Origin of the sequence: Myxococcus stipitatus DSM 14675 (genome assembly GCF_000331735.1) — a bacterium.
GTDB lineage: Bacteria > Myxococcota > Myxococcia > Myxococcales > Myxococcaceae > Myxococcus > Myxococcus stipitatus.
The window spans coordinates 9376997-9395480 of the sequence record NC_020126.1; the positions used below are offsets into that span (position 1 = coordinate 9376997).

Sequence of the window (18484 nt, forward strand, 5' to 3'; positions counted from 1 at the left end):
TCCGTTCCGGGCTCGGCGTCAGCCCTTCATGCGCTGGGCGAACCACCACGCGTGACCTTCCAGGTCCTCCGCGCCGTAGCCCCGGTCCGTCCAGTAGTCGTCGCCGTAGTTCGTGGTCTCCGGCTCCCGGGTGATGCGCGCGCCCGCCGCCCGCGCCCGCTCGCAGTGCGCGTCCACGTCATCCACGTAGAGCATCAGGTACGCCGCGCTGGTGCCGCCCGCCGCGTCCGGCTTGCGCCCGGGGTACTTCGCGCTGAGCGAGCTCACCATGATGACGCCCTCGCCATACACGAGCTCCGAGTGCACCACCATCCCCGGCGCCCCCTCCACCTTCAGCCGCGTCTGGAAGCCGAAGGCCTTCTCCAGCCAGTCGATGGCCGCCGGAGCATTCACGTAGAACAGCCCGGGGGTGATGCGCGCACAACCTTCTGGAACCTTCTTCATGATGTGACCTCCCATGCGCGGTGATTCATTCACCTTTCGGGCAATATTTAACGCTCACGTTAACCATCTGCAAGCCCGGGATTGGGCCGGGTCCTTGGCGGCGGGGGCTCACCTCGCGGCGAGCCAGGTCTCGACTTCGGGAATCTCCTTCTCGCGGGCCTTGGGGAAGCGCCGGTAGATTTCCAGCGAGGACAGGGCCAGCTTTCGCGCGCGCGCCTTCTCGTGAGGCTCTCCCTCCAGCGTGCGTGCGAGCAGGAAGCGGATGTCCGCGAGGATGAGCTCGTCGGTGCCGAAGGACTTCTTCTCGTAGACGGCCAGCGCGCGCTCGACGAAGGGGCGGGCCTTGCGCGGCTGCTTCAGGGACATGAGCGACTCGCCCACCAGGCCCCGGTCATACGCGGCCTCCAGGGAGTCGGGGCCCTTGGCCTTCTCGCGGATGGCGAGCGCGCGCTCGTGGGCGGCGAGGGCCTCGGTGGGCCGTCCCAGGGCCCGGAGCACCTGGCCCAACCCGGACAGGGAGCTGGCGACCCGCGCGTCCTCGGGGCCCAGGAGCTTCTCGCGAAGGGCCACCGCGCGGCGGAAGTGCTCGGCGGCGTCCTCGTTCCGTCCGGCCACATGGCTGAGCATGTTGCCCATGTTGTGCAGCGCGGAGGCCACGTTCAGCGACTCCGCGCCATGCACGGCCGCGTAGATGGCCAGCACGCGCGTCTGGTGAGCAACGGCGTCCTCGTAGCGGTTCAGGTAGGTCTCCTGCACGGCGAGCAGGCTGAGGACGACCCCGACATCCGGGTGGTCGGGCCCGTAGTTCGCGACGTAGCGCTCATGGGCTTCGCGCAGGAGGGCCACGGCCTCATCGAAGCGACCGGCGATGCCCAGCATCCTCCCGGCGTTGAGCAGGGGGGTGGAGAGGCGCGCGTCCTTCGGGGGATAGGTCTTTCGCGCCAGCTCCAGCGCATGCAGTCCCTCGGCGAGCGCCTCCGGATTCTTGCCCTTCGATTGAAGGAGGCTGGACAGGTTGGTGGCCAGGGTGACCTCCATCGGAGCATCGCCGCCCAGCCGCTGCACCGCCGCGGTGGCGTGGCTGCCGTACTGGTCCTCCGGGTCCGCGCCCTTGTCCAAGAAGCTGGCGACGCGCAGCAGCGACACCCAGCCGTCCGCCACGTGCCAGTCCATTCCCGCCGCCTGCGCGGTCTGGATGAGCTTGTGCAGCGTCTGGACCGCCTCCTTTTCATGCGACTCCGCCTGCGACTGGGCGAGCACGCGGAGCATCTCCACGTGCACCGGCGGGAAGTCCATTCCCTCCATCCGCGCGGGCAGCGTGGAGGCCAGCTCCAGCGCGGACTTGGGCTGCCCCGCGTGCAGCCGCGCGCGGACGGTGGCGATGTCCTTCTGGAGGGACTCCAGCTTCTCGCGCACGCCCGGGTCCTTGGGCAGCGGGCGCGAGGACGTCAGCGCCTGAACGTCGGAGCACCGGCCCAGGTCCTCCAGGCCCGACACCGCGCGCACCGCGTTCTGCGCCACGGGCGCCGCCACGGTGGACAGCACCCCCACCAGCGCGGAGACCTCCCGGCGTCGCTGCTCCAGGCACAGCAGCTGCCGCTCGTACATGCCCTCCGTCTGGCGGCCATGGATGCGCGTGACTTCACACGCGTGCCTCGACGCGGCCATCCAGTCGCGCGCATAGACATCCAGCGAGCCGCTCACCCCGCGCCAGGTGTCCGCCGCGTAGGGCAGCCCCGTCTTCAGGAGCGCGTCCCGCACGGAGGTCCGGGTCTTCTCATCCCAGACGCCCGCCAGCGCGCGCGGGTCGTCCTCGCAGAGCGTGGGCCGCGTGGCGAAGAAGGCGACCACCCCCACCGCCAGCAGCGCGGCCGCGATGCCCGCGACATGGAGGAGCTGGTGGGGTGAGAGCAGCGGCTCCTGGCCCAGCGCCCGCAGCAGCACCTCCATGGAGGCGTGGCGGTCCTCGGGCTCCGGAGAGAGCCCCTTCAGCACGGCCAGGTGGATGCGGTCGGGGACGCGAGCCTCGCGCTGGAGTGTCCGCGCGGCCCGAGCCCCCTGCTCGAGCGCGAGCTCCGCCGAAGCCGCGCGGGGAAAGGGCCGGGCGCCATAGAGCGCCTCGTACAGCGCGACGCAGAAGCTGAACTGGTCGCTGCGCGCGTCGGGCGTCTCGCCGCGCGACTGCTCGGGGGCCATGTAGCCGGGGGTGCCCAAGAGCGTCCCCGTCTGCGTGAGGGAGTCGTTGGACTCGCCCTCCACGACGGGCGCCGCAGCGACGGCCGACGGCGGTGACTCCTCCGCGCCGTCCAGGATGCGCACCAGCCCGAAGTCGGTGATGCGCACCCGCCCCGTGGTGTCGATGAGGACGTTGTCCGGCTTGAAGTCGCGGTGCACCAGCCCGGCCGCGTGCGCGGCGGCCAGCCCCTGCCCCGCCTGGAGGAAGAGGCCCAGCACCTCGCGCCACGGCATGCGCCCCGCGCGCAGGCGAGCGCCCAGGGTGGTGCCCTCGACGAACTCCATGGCCAGGAAGACGCGCTCGTCCACGCGGCCGAAGTCGTGGATGGCGACGACGTTGGGATGGACGACGCGCGCGGTGGCCTGCGCCTCGCGCAGCAGCCGGGCCTGGGACTCCGCGAGCCGCGCGGGCTGGACGGTGTCGAAGCGCAGAATCTTGAGGGCCACCTTGCGGTGGAGCTCCGGGTCTCTTGCCGCGTAGACGACGCCCATGCCTCCGGCGCCGATTCGCTCCATCACCACGTAGCGGCCCAGCACGTCGCCGCGCCCCAGGAAGCTGGAGGAGAGCGCGGCCGGGGGCTGGCTCACCCCCTCATCCACCGACGCCACCGCCTCCGCCACCAGCACGCGGCAGGAGGGGCATTCGTCCAGATGCCCCTGGAGGGCAGTGGCCTCGTCACCGCGCAACAGACCTCGCCCGAAGGCGAGGAGATTCTCCGTCGTGGGACACCGCATGCGCCCTCACTGTAGGCTTCGGATGGATGGCCAAGTTCCCGGAGACAGATGTCCATGGAGCGGACCTGGCGCTCGCCCGTGCATGCGCGAGCGGTGATGCCACGGCCCTGGCCACGCTCGAGGAGCGCATCATTCCCCAGGTGCGCGCCGCATTGAAGCGCCGGGATGTGGACGACACGACGGCGGACGAGGCGCTCCAGGTGCTGCGGGCGCGCTTCCTCGTCGCGGAGGGCAGCATGCCGCCCCGCATCATGGAGTACGCGGGGCGAGGCCCCCTCTCCGCCTGGCTGCGGATGACGGCGCTGCGGCTGGCCTGGGGGGTGATGAACGAGCGCAAGGGCCCCCTCGTCACCGACGACGGGCCGCTGGAGGCGCTGGGCGTCGCGCCCGACGACGTGGAGCTCCAGTACCTCAAGGACCGCTACGGCGCGGACTTCAACGCCGCCTTCCGCGACGCGCTGGCCGCGCTGGAGCCCCGCGCGCGGACGCTGTTGCGAATGCATCTGGTGGACGGGATGGGCACCGCGCGCATCGCGGAGGCCTACGGCGTGGACCGCTCCTCGGTGAAGCGGTGGCTGGCCACCGCCCGCGAGTGGCTGTTGGACCAGACGCGGGTGCGCTTCGCGGCACGCGTGGGCGTGAGCATGCCGGAGCTGGACAGCCTGCTGGCCCAGCTGAGGAGCCAGCTGGACCTGAGCATCCGCCGGCTGATGGCCGGGGGCCCGACCTAGAGGAACAGCGACGCGTCGAACTCGTCCACGTTGACCGGCAGCAGCCGGGGCAGCGGACGCTGGAACACCTTCGCGTTGAGCTCCAGGTCGACAATCTTCAGGCCCGCGGGCACCAGGTCCCTGAAGCGCTGGCTGACGTACTCGCGCAGGCCCAGCACGGCCACCTGGCGCTTCTCCTCCAGCATGGGCTTGAGCGCCTCCGCGAAGTCGCCACCGTCGTGGCTGGCCAGGCCCACCGCCGCCTTGGGGCGCTGGGTGCGGATGGTCTCCAGGAGCTTGAGGATGCCCAGGTCGACGACCTTCTGGTCCGGCCGCCCGTAGAGCAGCGCCACCTCGCAGCCCGCGGACTTCAGGGCGCGGATGAAGCCAATCATCACGTCGGGCAGCTGCTCGCCTCGCGCGTTGAGCACCACCACGCAGCGCACCGGCGCGGGGAAGTAGGTCTCACAGAAGGCCACCAGCCGGTCGAACTGGACGCGGTCCTGGGACTCGGGCTTGCGGCCCACGACATTGGAGACGGCCCAGTCGATGTTCTCCGCATCGATGAGCACGTAGGAAGCAGCGGCGGGACGTCCAGCGGTCAGCATGAGCGCGGACAATACGCCCCCGCACGGGCGGCGGGGGGAATTCGCGTGGGCGACACCTCGCGTCAGAAGCGGTCGGGGCCCGCGGGCGGCTCCGGCACCGGGGCGGGCGCCGTCAGCACGCCGTGCTCCGGGATGGGCGGCTGCATGGGCAGCACCACCGTGAAGCGCGAGCCGCGCCCGAACTCACTCTCCACGAACACCTTGCCGCCGTGGCCCTCCACCAGGCTCTTCACGATGGCCAGGCCCAGCCCCGCCCCGCCGTGCTCGCGCGTGGAGCTGCCATCCACCTGGTAGAAGCTCTGGAAGATGCGCTCGAACTGGTCCTCGCGGATGCCCACGCCCGTGTCCTCCACGCAGACGCGGTAGCCCGGCGCGCCCAGCGTGTCCTGGAGGCCCACCTCCGACATCACCACCGAGACGCGGCCTCCGGACGCGGTGAACTTCAGCGCGTTGGCCAGCAGGTTCACCAGCACCTGCCGCAGCTTGTCCGCGTCGCCCGCGAGCCTGGGCCGAGGCAACGGCGGCAGCCGCACCTCCAGCTCCACGCCCTTGCGCTGCGCCTGCGGCATCACGCTGGACACGGCCGTCTGGATGACGCCCGCCAGGTCCACCGGGCCCATGGCCAGCCGCAGCCGTCCGGCTTCAATCTGGCTCAGGTCCAGGATGGAGGAGATGAGGTTGAGCAGCGACTCCCCCTTCTCCACGATGGTGCGCACGTAGAGCAGCTGCTCGGGGTTGAGCGCGCCGGCCAGCCCCTCCGCGAGCATCTCCGAGTAGCCGATGATGGACGCCAGCGGCGTGCGCAGCTCGTGGCTCACCGTGCCCAGGAAGGTGGACTTCAGGCGGTCCAGCTCCTTGAGCCGGGTGTTCACCTGGGCCAGCCGCGAGTTCTGCGACTCCAGCTCGCGGTGGGTCTCCAGCATCGCCTCGATGTGGAGCTGCGTGGTCAGGTGCGTGCGGTGTCCGCTGGCCACCAGCGCGGCGAGCACCTGTCCGAAGTGCGTCAGCACCTGCGCGGCGGTGCGCTCGGGGGCGCGCCGCACCTTGGACACCAGCTCCTGCGCGCGCGACAGCTCCAGCCCGGAGATGTCCGTGAGCGTCTCCGGAAAGTCGCCCAGCTCCTCGGGGGTGAAGGGCCCCAGGATGACCCGCCCCAGCAGGTCCCCTTCCCAGCGCACGGGCATGACCAGATAGCGCAGGCCGGTGAAGCACGGCAGCGCGATGAGCCCCGCCTCCTCCGCGCCATCGCCCTGCGCCAGCCGCGCGCCGTGGCCCGGCGCCACGGGGCCGTCCTTCACCCGGGACACCGTCGCGGTGCAGCGCGAGCGTCCGTCCGGGAAGGAGAAGACATACGCGCAGAAGTCGCCGTGGCCCACCTTCACGTCGGCCAGCTTGGTGCCGCGCGTGTCCAGGACCTTGATGCCCACGCGGTACAGCTCGCTGAAGCTCTTCACCACCTCCGCGAACGAGGGCACATCCAACATCTCGCCAAGCGTCAGGCGCCGCTGGAGGACCGACTCCCGGCGGGAGCTGGGGGCGCCCTCCGGAGGGGCGTTCCCCTGGAAGCCTCCGCTCATCGCCCGCCCCCCACCTGGTCGTCCCGGCCCACCCCGGTGTAGCGCCCGGCCAGCGCCGTGCCGGACAGGTCCATGCGTCCGAAAATCTGCGCGAGGAACTCCTGCTCCGTCAGCGCCACGTTGCGCGCCAGGTGCGCGCGGGCATCCAGCCGCCGGTAGGCCGCCCTGGCCACCGCGTGGAAGGTCTCCAGCACGCCCTCGCCCCGGAGCGCGACGGCGCCCACCACCTCTTCGCCGCCCCGCTTGCGCGCCTCCTCCAGCTCCGCCTCCGTGCGAGCGTCCGGCAGGTCGCGCTTGTTGAACTGGATGACGACGGGCACCTGCTCCACGTCCAGCCCGTTCTCCTTCATGTTGTCCTGGAGGTTTCGCCAGTAGGCGTTGTTCTCCGCGGTCGCGCTGTGCCGGCTGTCCGCGATGAACACCACCGCGTCCGCGCCCTGGAGCACGATGCGCCGGGTCGCGTTGTGGATGACCTGGCCCGGGACGGTGAAGAGCTTCACCTTCACCTTGAAGCCCGCGGACGTGGAGAAGAAGACAGGCAGCAGATCGAAGAACAGCGTCCGGTCGTCGTGGGTCTCCACCGTCAGCAATCGGCCACGCACCTCCGGGGACGCGCGGGCATGGAGATGGCGCAGATTCGTCGTCTTCCCGCTGAGTCCGGGCCCGTAGTAGACGATCTTGAGCGTCAGCTCGCGCTGGGCGTGGTTGAGTTGCAAGGGATGCTCGGGCAGGCGGGAATCGAGATGAGGGGAGGCCAGCCCTCCGTGGACGACCAGGGTTTTTATAGTGGGAAGGCGTCCGGCGCGGAAGGCCGGCCGCACTCCAGCCGTGGGTGAAGGCGGAGTCAGGCGCCGGAATGGTCTGGGCAACGCTTGGGTTGACCGGAATCCGGCCCTCCCATCGCCAGGGGAGACAATCTCCTCACTTGAGAAGACAATGTGCGCGGAATCCCCGCGTGCACCGGTGGCGGGGGTGCGGTTAGGATCGCAGCGCGACGGAGGAGATGGCGATGACGATGAAGCAGGTGGACCCGGGCGTGGAGATGGCCCCAGCCCCGGTGCTGGAAGCGGTGGGCCTCCCCAACGACCTGACGGCGGCGGTGAAGTTCACCCTGCCCACCGACGAGGACATGACGGCGGTGGCGGCCCTGCGCGCCGGCTCCGAGCCCTGGAAGAGCCGGGGTGAGACCCAGGAAGACAGCCTCAAGGCGCTCTCGCAGCTCAAGCCCAACGTGCACGTGGCGAAGCTGCAGAACCAGATCGTCGGCTACGTCACGGTGGAGCGGGATGGTCCGGTGCCCGGCGCGGCGTACCTGCGCAACATCGTCGTGAAGCAGGAGTTGCGCAAGAAGGGCCTGGGCATGGTGGTGTTGGAGCAGGCGCTCCGAGCCGCTCGGGACATGTACCGCAAGACGATTGCCCTGCGCGTGGACCCCTCCAACGCGCCCGCGGTGAGCTTCTACCGCAAGGCGGGCTTCACCACGGTGGCCACGGTGGTCTCCAAGAAGTCCGGCAAGCTGCGCCTGCTGATGTCCCGCGAGCTGTAAGCCGCGGTGGCCGGCGGGATGGCGCTCGCCTCCCGCCGAGCCTTCGCTCCGAGCGGGCCCCTCGGGTCCCGGAGCACCTCTCTCCCACGCAGCCTGACGAGCACGGGTGCCCTCGACGGGTGGGTGTGAAGCCCACCGCGAGGAGCGCGCCGCCGAGCGTCCGTCCAGAGGGGGGCACGTTCGCCGTGTTGTGGACTATCCTGGGAACCCCCGCACCCCATGCTCTGTCCCAACCGAGTCCGACATCCGCATGAGACCTCTCGCTGAGCTGTTGCGCCATCTGGCGCGGCCCGGAGTGACGGAGCTGACACTGGCGACGGGACGGCCCCCCATGATTCGTGCAGGGGGTGGCACCTACGAGCCGCTGGACTCGGCGAATGTGACGACGGACGACGTCGTGCGAGCGCTGCAGGCCATGGTGGGTATCGCGCGGGCGTCGACCGTCACGGATGCGCCCTCGCAGTGGTCCATCACGGCGAATGGGTTGGGGGCGCTGTCCATCGCCGCCATGCGACGCGGCGACATCATGCACCTGCGGCTGTCGCGCGCGGCGGAGGCGGCGGCATCGGGGGCCGTGCCCGCGCCCACGGCCGCTGGGACGAGCACCACCCCGCCGGGACAGACGGGCGCCTCCGCGCCGCAGGCGGGTGTGGGACAGGCTTCGGCGACGACCGCCGTCAGGCGGAGCGGTGCGGGTTCCGCTACTCCGGGGAGCAGCGCTTCCGCGCAGCAAAGTGCCTCGGGGTACGCCTCCGCTGGGAACGGCGCTTCCGCGCAGCAGGGCGGTGCCAGTCAGACCGCTGCCTCCGCGCAGGTGGCCTCCGCGGCTTCGGTCGCTCAGGAGGCCGCGCGCGTGCAAGCCCTGTCACGCCTGACGGGCGGAGCACGCGACCTCGCCGTGGTGCTGGAGCAAGGCCGCTCCAGCGGTGCCAGCGACATCCACGTGGTCGCCGAGCGGCCGGTGCTCTTCCGCCTCGCGGGCGACCTGGTGCCGCAGGGGGGCGCGCTGGACAGCACACGCGTGGAGGGCATGCTCATGCCCGTGGTGCCGGAGCGGCTGCGTCCGGTGCTGGAGCGCGATGGAAGCTGTGACTTCTCGCTCGACTCACCGGCGATGGGGCGCTTCCGCGTCAACGTCTCCCGTCATCGCACGGGCCTCAAGGGCACCTTCCGCGTGATTGCCCGCGAGGTGCCCACGCTGGAGTCGCTGGGCCTGCCCTCGGACATCGCGAAGGCGACGCACCACCACCAGGGCCTCATCGTCGTCACCGGCCCTTCCGGCCACGGCAAGACGAGCACCCTGGCCGCGCTGGTCGACCTCATCAACCGCGAGACCTCGCACCACGTGCTCACCGTGGAGGACCCGGTGGAGTTCGTCCACCCGCGCAAGAAGGCGCTCATCAGCCAGCGCGAGGTGGGCACGCACACGAAGACCTTCGGCAGCGCGCTCAAGGGCAGCCTTCGCGAGGACCCGGACGTCATCGTCGTGGGCGAGCTGCGCGACACGGAGACGGTGCGCATGGCGCTGGCGGCCGCGGAGACGGGCCACCTGCTCATCAGCACCATGAACACGCCGAGCGCGGCGAAGACCATCGACCGGCTCATCGACCTCTTCCCGCCCGCGGACCAGCAGCAGGTGCGCCTGTCCCTGGCCAGCGGTCTGCGCCTCATCGTCAGCCAGCGGCTGATGCTGGGCGCGGACGGCAAGAGCATGGTGGCCGCGGCGGAGGTACTGCCCGGCTCCGTGGCGCTGGGCAACCTCATCCGAGACAACAAGACGTACCAGATTCCCTCCCTCCAGCAGCGCGGCAAGAGCCTGGGCATCATCCGCTTCGAGGACTCCCTGACGGACCTGGTGCGCGCGGGCAAGGTGAAGCTCGAGGTGGCCAAGGGCTTCGTGGACAACCCGGACGAGCTGGAGGCCATGGTCACCGGACGCCGTCCGGGCGCCGCCGTGGCCGCGCCGGAGACGCCGCAGGACGGCGCGCGGCTGCTCAGCAAGATGGGCTCGCTGATGGGAAGGAAGGGCGGCTGAGATGAGCACCACGCCACGCATCGCCGCGTTCTTCGACACGCTGCTGGAGCAGAAGGGCAGCGACCTGCACCTGAGCACGGGCTCCCCCCCCATGGCCCGCGTCCGAGGCGAGCTGGTGGCGCTGCGAGAGGAGCTGCTCACGCCCCAGGAGGTCGAGGGGCTCCTCTTCGAGCTCATCAACCCCCAGCAGAGGCGGCAGATTGTCGAGGAGCTGGACCTCGACTTCGCCTACGGCTACGGGGCGAAGGCCCGCTTCCGCGCCAACTACTTCTACAAGCAGACGGGGCTGGGCGCGGTGTTCCGCACCATCCCCAGCAAGGTGCTGACGCTCGAGGACCTGAAGACGCCGGAGGTGGTGCGCAAGCTGGCGGACCGGCGCAGTGGCCTGGTGTTGGTGACGGGCCCCACGGGCAGCGGCAAGTCCACGACGCTGGCGGGGATGGTCCATCACATCAACCACACACGTCCGGCGCACATCCTCACCATCGAGGACCCCGTGGAGTTCGTCCACGAGTCCGCCCGGTCGCAAGTCACGCACCGCGAGGTGGGGCCCCACGCGTCCAGCTTCGCCACGGCCATCCGCTCCGCGGGCCGCGAGGACCCCAACGTCATCCTCATCGGCGAGCTTCGCACCAACGAGACGATGAAGCTGGCGCTCCAGCTGGCCAGCTTCGGTGTGCTGGTGTTCGCCACGGTGCACACCAACAGCGCACCCGCCACCATCGACCGCATCATCAACTCCTTCCCCGCCGACGAGCAGGCCCAGGTGCGCGGCATGCTGGCGGAGAGCCTCGCCGGGATTGTCGCGCAGCAGCTCATCAAGACGGCGGACGGCAAGGGCCGCGTGGCGGCGCTGGAAATCCTGGTGGGTGGCGCCGCCATCGCCTCGATGATTCGCGAGGGCAAGGTCTTCCAGATTGCCTCCAAGATGCAGGCGGGCCAGGGCCAGGGCATGCAGACGCTCGACATGCACCTGGAGCGCATGGTGCGGGACAACATCGTCACGCCCGAGGCCGCGCTGGAGAAGGCCCAGGACAAGGAGAACCTGGCCAAGGTCATCCAGCGGCTCAAGCCGGACTGGGTGCTCCCGGAGTCGCTGAAGGCCTAGCCATGGGGGCCTTCTCGCCCATGAGGACGCGCTTCCAGTTCTCGAAGCCGTCGTGCTCCTTCAACGGCTCGAGGTCCGGGTAGCTCAACAGCCAGTTCCACGTGCCCCGGCTGAACAGCCCCTCCGGGTCTCGCAGCGACAGCGACAGGTGGAGGACCGCCCTGCGCCCATCCTCCTCCGTCGTGTCCTCGACCAGGTCGCGCGGAACACTCGAGGGACGAGCCCCCGTCCGGAGCTGCGGGCCGAGCACGCGGCAGAGGGAGTAGAAGCAGGCCAGCGTGTAGCTGAGTCCCCCCCACCACTGCGCCTGGGTCTCCCGGGAGGCGGCGGTGGCCTCGGCCGAGATCCTCCCGATGCGTCGACGCAAGTCGGTGAAGCGCGCCTGCTCCTGGAGGTAGGCCCGCGCGGCCCAGCGCTCCCCCAGCACCCATTCCTCTCCGAGCACTCCGAGCCGGAGCTCGCGCCGCTCCTTGCGGGACAGGGACGGCTGGAACCGCTCGATGCCTCGCTGCATGTCCTGCCACCGCGTCAGCCGGCGCAGCGACAACGGCCGCAGCATGAGCTCGCTCCAGAAGGAGGAGACATCGAGCAACCGGACCTGGCTCAGCCGCAGCTCCACGCAGGCGAGCGCGGTCTCCACGGTGAGGACCTGGGTCCACCGCTTCCGAGGCGGCCAGAAGAAGGTCCTCCAGAAGAAGCGCCGGTCGGAGGTCTGCCGCACGCACCACCCCAGGATGCGCCAGCGCATCGCCGTCAGCAGTCGCTGGAGGCTCTCGCGCGCGAGCAACAGCATGACGTACTCCAGGCCCAGCGCATCCCGAGTCACCCACAGCCGCGCCAGGTCCACGTCCTGGATGCGGTCCAGCGGGAGGATGCGCTGGTTCTCCAGCGAGTCCCGCAGACACTTCCACGCGTCCGGACAGCGCTCATCCAGCACGGGCCGGGCCTCGCTCAACCGAGGCGCCCACTTGCAGGCCGAGCGGCACGCGGAGGCCAGACGAAACCGGACAATGCCCAGGTGAGGGAAGCGCTCCGCCAGCTCCAGGTAGATGCCGATGGCCTCCACGTAGTTGCCCTGGGCCTCCAGCGCCTGCGCGAGCTGGAGCCGGGCCGGCGCACTGCCTGGACTCTGGGTGGCGGCCTCTCGGAAGCACTCCTCGGCGCGGCCTCCATGTCCCTTGGCGCCCTTGCGCATCTCCCGCACGCCCTCGTGGTACTCCCGCAACGCGAGGCCATCTCCCTCGCGCCAGTAGGACCACTCCGGCAGCGTGGTGCAGATCTCCAAGGCGCGCTCGGCGGCGCAGTACGCGGCCCGCTCGACGGCGTGCTCGACCTTCTCCGCGTCCCAGAAGGTGCGCGCCATCAACGTCTGGCCGGAATACACATCCACCATGTTGACGCGGATGCCGTGCAGCCCTTCGGCCTCGCTGAACAGGATGTTGCCGGACACCTCGAGCTCGCTGGGAGGCTTCATCAACCGCAGCACGAACGCGGCGACCCGGGACCACCAGCGGTCGTCCTTCACGGTGTCCTGCTCGACGAAGTCCTGCCAGTAGGTGAGCGGCCCGCCCGGCAAGGGCGTGGGAGCGTGCGGCGCGTTGCGATGGATGCACTCGCGGACCAGCTGCTCCAGCGCGGGATGCCGAACCCCCGAGACATCCCAGATGCCGCCCACCCGGATGGGTCGCAGCGACTGACGCAGGTTGCTCCGCTCGAAGACCATGAGCAGCACCAGGACGCCGCCACCGACCAGCAGCAGCGTCACGAGCTTCGCGGGCGTGGAGGTCTGCTCCACCAGCGGGGAGATGACGTTGTCGGTGAAGTAGCGCCCCGTGACGTGATTGAAGCCGCAGCCCGCCCACCCCATGGCGGGTTGGTTCCCGGAGAGCGTGCACTCCCACTGCGCGGAGAGCCCCAGCGCGGTGCTGAGGGCGACGGTCGCCACAGCCAGGTGGAAGACGCGCCTCGACAGGAAGCGAGCCGCCAGGGCCAGGACCGAGACGACGCCCACCACCAAGGGCAGCGAGGGCCAGAGCCACCCCAGTATCCCCAGTCCTGGAAGCGAGGACACCCCACGCTCCCAGAGCAGCAGCTGCTCCCGCCACAACATCGCGATGGCCCACGCCAGCAGCAGCGCCACCCCCACCCAGGCGCCCGCCATCAACACCCCCAGGGGGAGGTAGGGCCAGGGGACGGCGGCCAGGCGCGGGAAGAGGCCCGCGCCCTTCGGGAAGAGCCTTCTCAGCCCCAGGAGCAAGCCGCAGACGAGCAGCGACACCAGGAACAGCGTCCCCCATCCACGGAGGAATGAATCGACGAAGACCACGGCTGCGCCCCCCACACGTGTGCCTGGGCCCGCACGGCTCACCCGCCAGGTTCATGTTCAGGCCGGAGTCCGAAGGCGGCAACCCTGTCACCTCGGGCACAGTCGGGGAGCGGCAAGCGTCAGGAACCAGGCCCCCTGTCGTCGCTCGCGGGGAACGGAGACTCCGATGCTCTACGGTGATTCCAAATCACGTGAAATGGCGCGCAGCCTGTTGCCGTCGACCCGTCGGAAGAAGGTGCGTTTCGCGCGGACCGTCGTGAACCGCAACACTCGCCGCGCCTCCAGGACTCGAATCGCCCAGCTCCTCCGCGACCCCGAGCTCGCGGACGACTGCGCCGAGCTGGATGAGGACTCCACTTCCGATATGCGGGGTGTGGTCTGGTACCGGCGGCAAGCCGACAAGGTCAACCCGTTCATCCGGTGGGCTCGGTGGCGGACCCAGGACCAGCCCCGAGAGCTCCGCGTGGGGCTGATGCGGGGCGCCCTCCCGGCGGGAGTCATCGGCAGCCACGCGCTCTCCCACTTGCGCGGGGACAAGCACTTCATGACGGCCACCGAGCTGGCCTGGCGCACGGCCTGGCGCGCGAGCCTGCGCAGGTCCGCCATGTACGAGCGCGGGCTGCTGGCCCAGCTCCTTCGCGCGCTGCTCCTGCTCCCCAACGGGCAGAAATCCTTCAACACCTACCTCAAGCAGTCCTGTGCCGAGAGCTGGTCTCGTGAGCTGGGACGAGATGGCGAGGAGCACGTCGTCCTCCACGGCAGCGGAGACCTCCGGTTGCTGCTGGGCACGCATGACGTGCTCTCGTTCCTGGATGACCTGGGGACGCATGACAAGACCCTGCGTTCGTGGAGCTCCGACCGATACGCCTCGACGCGCTATCCCGCGTTGAAGTTCCTGGACACCTTCCATCGGCTGGACAGAGACCTCGTCGCCACGGTGGCGGCCCTTCCGGTGCGCAGCCTGGCGAGCCTGCCTTTCATCGCGAAACACGGCACCCTGAAACACTCGAAGGCATCACCGGGTGAATCCAAGTAGCCTCCGGGGGTGATGACCCACAGGATTCAGGGGCTGGAGCACCTCACCACCGACCGGCTGCTGCTTCGCGCGTTTCACGAGAATGACGTGGATGAGGTGTTCACGCTTCATTCCGACGAGGAGGGCAACCGGTTCCTCCCCTCCGCGCAGCTGAAGTCAAAAGACGCCGCGCGCGAGCTGTTGGCGCTGTGGCTGAGCGACTGGGCGGACCACGGCGTGGGGTACTGGATGGTCGAGCGGCGCGAGCAGCCGGGCGTCGCGGTGGGTGTCGGTGGCTTCCGGCACAAGCAGCTCGAGGGGCGGACGGTGTTGAACCTCGCCTATCGGCTCTCGCCTCACGTCCATGGCTCCGGCTACGCGACGGAGATCGCGCGCATGGCGCTGGAGATGGCGCGACAGCACCTCCCCGAGGTCCCCCTGGTCGCCATCATCCATCCCGAGAACACGGCCTCCATTCGCGTGGTGGAGCGGCTCGGGATGAAGCTCGAGCGCGAGATTTCGCTCGAGGGTGAGACGAACAGGCTCTACGTCGTCGGGTGAGGCTTCCGGCTCACCGTGCTTCGGTGAGCGGGGACTCGGCGGTCACGTCCGTGAGCAGCGACAGGGGAGAGGGCGTGAGAATCTCACAGCCCTCGCGGGTGACGAGGAGCGTGTGCTCGAACTGCGCGGAGAGACTGCCGTCCTCCGTCACCACCGTCCAACCATCCGGGAGCATGCGAATCTCCGGGCGGCCCAGGTTCACCATGGGCTCGATGGTGATGACCATGCCCGAGCGCAAGGTGAGGCCCGTGCCGCGCTTGCCGAAGTGAGGCACATGCGGCGGCGCGTGCATCGAGCGGCCGATGCCGTGCCCACCGAAGTCCCGCACGATGCTGCACCCTTCCCGCTCCGCCAGCTCCTGGATGGCCGCGCCCACGTCCCCCAGCTTGACGCCGTGACGCACCACGGAGATGCCCACGTCACGACACCGGCGCGCCACGTCCACCACATGGCGCGCATCCGCGGAGACGTCTCCGATGCAGAAGGTCGCGGAGGTGTCGCCGTGGTAGCCATGGAGGCACGTGGTGACGTCGACGTTGATGATGTCCCCGGGCTTCAGCCGCTCGTCGGGGCGAGGGATGCCGTGACAGACGACGTTGTTGCGGCTGGTGCAGACCGTCGCGGGGAAGCCGTGGTAGCCGAGCTGGCTGGGGGTGCCGCCTCGGCGGGCCGTGTCCTCTCGCACCCAGGAGTTGATGTCTTCGGTGGAGATGCCCGGAGCCAGCTTTCCCGCGACCCAGGCGAGCGTGCCAGCGGCCGCCGCACCCGCGCTTCGGAGGCGCTCCACTTCCGCGCCCTTGAACAAGGGAGTTCCCATGGCGGAGCAAGGTGACGTCGGGCTCGCGCCTCGTCCAATGCTGTTTCGGCATCGCTCCGAGGGACAGGGTGCGTGCGGGAGGTGCTCGCGGTAGGCTGTGCCCGTGAGCATCACGCATCTCCAGTCCTTCGTCGCCGTGGCCGAGGAAAGGCATGTGGGGCGGGCCGCGCGACGGCTCCACCTCACCCAGCCGCCGCTCAGCCGCCACATCCTGGCGCTGGAGGACGAGTTGGGCACGCGACTCTTCGAGCGCACGCGGCAGGGCATGCGCCTGCTGCCCGCGGGAGAGGTCTTCCTTCACCACGCCCGGAGAATCCTCGCGGAGGTCGACACGGCGGTGGTCACCGTGCGGGGGCTCGCGACTCGCGATGTGGATGGGTGAGACGCGGCGAGGGCGTGTGCCCCGCGGCGTGCCGTTGCGAAGTGGACGATGGTGCTCCGGGTGGGCGCCGGCCCACGTGATGCGGGCATACTGACGCCGCGACTCTCCCCGCGAGAAGGAACCTCCAGACATGCCGCGCAGGTCGTCCGCCCTCACGTCAGCGAACCGTCTTCTGCCGTGGCTCCTGCTTCCCTCGCTGGCGTGGGCCCAGCCCGGCGCCACGGAGACAGTGCGCGCACCCGATGCGAGCACGGCCGCCACCACGGCGGCGACACTTCATGATGCCGCCGCGAGCGCGCGACATGCACCCTCCGAGTCCGCACCGGCTGAATCGCAGGCGCCCGTCGCGACCTCCATTCCGGGCGAGCCGAATCCACCTGCTGCCGCGACCACACTCGATGAGCCGAGCATCCCCGCGCGCACGGTCGTCACGGGCACACGGACGCCGCGACCGGTTCGCGATGTCCCGTCCACCACCGTGGTGCTGCCTCGCGAGGAGATCGACCGCAGCCCCACGCTGACTCAAGACTCCCTCGTCCGCACCCTGCCCTCCGTCGCCACCTTCCGCCGCACGCCGAGCCTCGTCGCCGACCCCACCGCGCAAGGACTCAACGTGCGCGGCCTCGCCCCCTCGGGCGTCGCACGCACGCTCGTCCTCCTCGACGGCGTCCCCGTCAATGACCCGCTCGGCGGCTGGGTCTTCTGGCGCTCCCTCCCCCGCCTCGGACTCGAACGCATCGAGGTCGTCCCCGGCGGCGGCTCCGCCCTCTACGGCAGCTCCGCCCTCGGCGGAGTCGTGCAGCTCATCTCCCGCCCCATCGCAGGCCCCGCTCTCGACGCGGACGTCACCTACGGCAACCGAGGCACCGGACTGCTCGCCGCACGCGGCGCCCAGCGCTGGGGCCCCGTCGCCGCCGCCCTCGAGACCGAGCTGCTCACCAGCAACGGCTACCCCATCGTGACGCCCGCCCAGCGCGGCGCCATCGACAGCGATACGCCCAGCAACCACGTCGTCCTCAACGGCCGCGTCGATGCCCAGCTCTCCGACGCCCTCTCGCTGACCGCTCGCGCCAACCTCTTCCGCGAGAACCAGAACGGCGGCACCCGCTTCACCACCGCCCGCGTGGAGCTGGCCCAGCTCAGCGCGAACGCACGCCTCCAGACAGACACGCTGGGCACCTTCTCCCTCGACCTCTTCGGACGCGCCCTGCGCTTCGAACAGGACCGCGCCCGCGTCGCGCAGGACCGCACCACCGAATCACTCGCGGCCTCACAGGCCGTCCCCGCCAATGACCAGGGCGCCTCCCTTGTCTGGACCGCCCCCACGTGGAGCGTCGGCGGAGTCCACCACCTCTCCGCGGGCCTCGACACCCGGCGCCTCGCGGGCACCTCCCGCGAGCGACTCTTCCCTCCCTCGCAGGCCCCCGACACCGTCATCGCTCGCGAGGCCGGCGGCACCCAGTGGGCCAGCGGCCTGTTCCTCCAGGACCTCTACGCCATCACCCCGGACCTGGAGCTGTCCGCCGCGCTCCGACTCGACGTGTGGCGCAACACCCGAGGTCTCCAGCGCGTGGACCGCGTCAGCGGCGCCTCGGACGCCACCGCCTTCGACGACCGCACCGAGAACCAGCTCAGCCCCCGCCTCGGCCTGCGCTGGCGCCCCTGGGACGCCCTCACCCTCCGAGCCTCCGGCTACCGCGCCTTCCGAGCCCCCACCCTCAACGAGCTCTATCGCCCCTTCCAGGTCGGCACCGTGCTCACCGCCGCCAACGCGGACCTCCGCGCGGAGCGACTCTGGGGCGCCGAGGCCGGCGTGGAAGTCGAGCCCCTCCGCACCCTCACCGCTCGCGTCACCGGCTTCTGGAACGTCCTCGAAGACCCCATCACCAACGTGACGCTTCCCGGAGGAGCGGGGCGTCAGCGCCAGAACCTGGGCCGAGCCCGCGTGCGCGGCGTGGAAGCCAGCATCGACTGGCGCCTGTCGCGTCGGTGGACGACGCTCCTCGCGTACACCTTCGTCGACCCCACCGTCACCGCCGCCCCCGGTCAGCCCGACCTGGTGGGCCGTCAGCTCGCGCAGGACCCCAGACACCGAGGCGCCGTCAGCCTCACCTTCGAGGACCCCTCCCTCGTCACCGCCACCGTGCAGCTTCGCGCCACCGGCCCTCAGTTCGAGGACGACCTGAACGAGCGACGCATGGGCGGCGCGCTCGTGGTGGACGCCGCGCTCAGTCGGCGACTCTTCTGGAAGGTGGACCTCTTCGCCGCGGTGGAGAACCTCTTCGACCGCGAGTACCTCGCGGGCCGCGCCGGTGTCGACACGCTGGGGCCACCCCTGCTCGCACGCGTGGGCCTGCGGCTGCGCGACGCGCTCTGAGTCACGCC

Annotated in this window: 15 protein-coding genes; 8 read left to right on the top strand and 7 right to left on the bottom strand. The window is 70.3% G+C overall.

The annotated features are described in order from the left end of the window. Window positions 1-18: 18 nt before the first annotated feature. Complete coding sequence (locus tag MYSTI_RS36305) at window positions 19-444, bottom strand: VOC family protein (RefSeq protein WP_015352839.1); 426 nt, start codon at window positions 442-444, stop codon at window positions 19-21. 108 nt (window positions 445-552) lie between these two features. Beyond that, the gene (locus MYSTI_RS36310) at window positions 553-3414 is read right to left on the bottom strand and encodes a serine/threonine-protein kinase (RefSeq protein WP_015352840.1); all 2862 of its coding nucleotides are present in this window, start codon (window positions 3412-3414) and stop codon (window positions 553-555) included. 26 nt (window positions 3415-3440) lie between these two features. Here MYSTI_RS36310 and MYSTI_RS36315 point away from each other — a divergent pair, with 26 nt between their 5' ends. Beyond that, window positions 3441-4145, top strand: coding sequence for a sigma-70 family RNA polymerase sigma factor (locus MYSTI_RS36315; protein WP_015352841.1), 705 nt, complete (start codon window positions 3441-3443; stop codon window positions 4143-4145). On the opposite strand, the gene MYSTI_RS36320 is transcribed toward MYSTI_RS36315, so the two are convergent. From MYSTI_RS36320 to MYSTI_RS36330, 3 genes are all read right to left on the bottom strand, one after another. Next, the gene (locus MYSTI_RS36320) at window positions 4142-4729 is read right to left on the bottom strand and encodes an NYN domain-containing protein (RefSeq protein ID WP_201769037.1); all 588 of its coding nucleotides are present in this window, start codon (window positions 4727-4729) and stop codon (window positions 4142-4144) included. The genes MYSTI_RS36315 and MYSTI_RS36320 overlap by 4 nt on opposite strands. Before the next feature lie 65 nt (window positions 4730-4794). After that, a complete protein-coding gene (locus MYSTI_RS36325) occupies window positions 4795-6309 on the bottom strand; it encodes an ATP-binding protein (RefSeq protein WP_015352843.1) in 1515 nt (504 codons plus the stop codon). Beyond that, window positions 6306-7025, bottom strand: a complete 720-nt coding sequence (locus MYSTI_RS36330; RefSeq protein WP_015352844.1) for a GTP-binding protein — start codon at window positions 7023-7025, stop codon at window positions 6306-6308. Before MYSTI_RS36330 ends, MYSTI_RS36325 begins: the two co-directional genes overlap by 4 nt. A gap of 293 nt (window positions 7026-7318) precedes the next feature. Here MYSTI_RS36330 and MYSTI_RS36335 point away from each other — a divergent pair, with 293 nt between their 5' ends. From MYSTI_RS36335 to MYSTI_RS36345, 3 genes are all read left to right on the top strand, one after another. After that, window positions 7319-7855, top strand: a complete 537-nt coding sequence (locus tag MYSTI_RS36335; protein WP_015352845.1) for a GNAT family N-acetyltransferase — start codon at window positions 7319-7321, stop codon at window positions 7853-7855. 250 nt (window positions 7856-8105) lie between these two features. Then, the gene (locus MYSTI_RS36340) at window positions 8106-9890 is read left to right on the top strand and encodes a type IV pilus twitching motility protein PilT (protein WP_015352846.1); all 1785 of its coding nucleotides are present in this window, start codon (window positions 8106-8108) and stop codon (window positions 9888-9890) included. Between the two features lies 1 nt (window position 9891). Further along, complete coding sequence (locus MYSTI_RS36345) at window positions 9892-10998, top strand: type IV pilus twitching motility protein PilT (RefSeq protein WP_015352847.1); 1107 nt, start codon at window positions 9892-9894, stop codon at window positions 10996-10998. Here the strand turns inward: MYSTI_RS36345 and MYSTI_RS36350 are convergent. Continuing rightward, complete coding sequence (locus MYSTI_RS36350; RefSeq protein WP_144370211.1) at window positions 10958-13324, bottom strand: tetratricopeptide repeat protein; 2367 nt, start codon at window positions 13322-13324, stop codon at window positions 10958-10960. The two genes, MYSTI_RS36345 and MYSTI_RS36350, sit on opposite strands and share 41 nt — an antisense overlap. A gap of 166 nt (window positions 13325-13490) precedes the next feature. On the opposite strand from MYSTI_RS36350, the gene MYSTI_RS36355 reads away from it, so the two are divergent. Together MYSTI_RS36355 and MYSTI_RS36360 are read left to right on the top strand one after the other, a co-directional pair. Then, window positions 13491-14360 carry a hypothetical protein gene (locus tag MYSTI_RS36355; RefSeq protein WP_015352849.1) on the top strand — a complete coding sequence of 290 codons (870 nt, stop codon included), beginning with the start codon at window positions 13491-13493 and terminating at the stop codon, window positions 14358-14360. A gap of 12 nt (window positions 14361-14372) precedes the next feature. Continuing rightward, window positions 14373-14900, top strand: a complete 528-nt coding sequence (locus MYSTI_RS36360; RefSeq protein WP_015352850.1) for a GNAT family N-acetyltransferase — start codon at window positions 14373-14375, stop codon at window positions 14898-14900. A 10-nt stretch (window positions 14901-14910) separates the two neighbouring features. On the opposite strand, the gene map is transcribed toward MYSTI_RS36360, so the two are convergent. Continuing rightward, entirely contained in the window at window positions 14911-15717 is an 807-nt protein-coding gene (map, locus tag MYSTI_RS36365; RefSeq protein ID WP_015352851.1) for a type I methionyl aminopeptidase, read from the bottom strand. Window positions 15718-15820: 103 nt separating this feature from the next. Here map and MYSTI_RS36370 point away from each other — a divergent pair, with 103 nt between their 5' ends. Continuing rightward, window positions 15821-16099, top strand: coding sequence for a LysR family transcriptional regulator (locus MYSTI_RS36370; RefSeq protein WP_015352852.1), 279 nt, complete (start codon window positions 15821-15823; stop codon window positions 16097-16099). Between the two features lie 130 nt (window positions 16100-16229). Beyond that, entirely contained in the window at window positions 16230-18476 is a 2247-nt protein-coding gene (locus MYSTI_RS36375) for a TonB-dependent receptor (RefSeq protein WP_015352853.1), read from the top strand. Window positions 18477-18484 lie beyond the last annotated feature (8 nt).

Excerpts from the sequence above, each read along its gene's own strand:
- MYSTI_RS36360 (WP_015352850.1), top strand. The coding sequence starts at position 14,373 with ATGACCCACAGGATTCAGGGGCTGGAGCACCTCACCACCGACCGGCTG.
- MYSTI_RS36315 (WP_015352841.1), top strand. The coding sequence starts at position 3,441 with ATGGCCAAGTTCCCGGAGACAGATGTCCATGGAGCGGACCTGGCGCTC.
- MYSTI_RS36325 (WP_015352843.1), bottom strand. The coding sequence starts at position 6,309 with ATGAGCGGAGGCTTCCAGGGGAACGCCCCTCCGGAGGGCGCCCCCAGC.
- MYSTI_RS36305 (WP_015352839.1), bottom strand. The coding sequence starts at position 444 with ATGAAGAAGGTTCCAGAAGGTTGTGCGCGCATCACCCCCGGGCTGTTC.
- map (WP_015352851.1), bottom strand. The coding sequence starts at position 15,717 with ATGGGAACTCCCTTGTTCAAGGGCGCGGAAGTGGAGCGCCTCCGAAGC.
- MYSTI_RS36310 (WP_015352840.1), bottom strand. The coding sequence starts at position 3,414 with ATGCGGTGTCCCACGACGGAGAATCTCCTCGCCTTCGGGCGAGGTCTG.
- MYSTI_RS36375 (WP_015352853.1), top strand. The coding sequence starts at position 16,230 with ATGCCGCGCAGGTCGTCCGCCCTCACGTCAGCGAACCGTCTTCTGCCG.
- MYSTI_RS36340 (WP_015352846.1), top strand. The coding sequence starts at position 8,106 with ATGAGACCTCTCGCTGAGCTGTTGCGCCATCTGGCGCGGCCCGGAGTG.
- MYSTI_RS36335 (WP_015352845.1), top strand. The coding sequence starts at position 7,319 with ATGACGATGAAGCAGGTGGACCCGGGCGTGGAGATGGCCCCAGCCCCG.
- MYSTI_RS36355 (WP_015352849.1), top strand. The coding sequence starts at position 13,491 with ATGCTCTACGGTGATTCCAAATCACGTGAAATGGCGCGCAGCCTGTTG.
- MYSTI_RS36345 (WP_015352847.1), top strand. The coding sequence starts at position 9,892 with ATGAGCACCACGCCACGCATCGCCGCGTTCTTCGACACGCTGCTGGAG.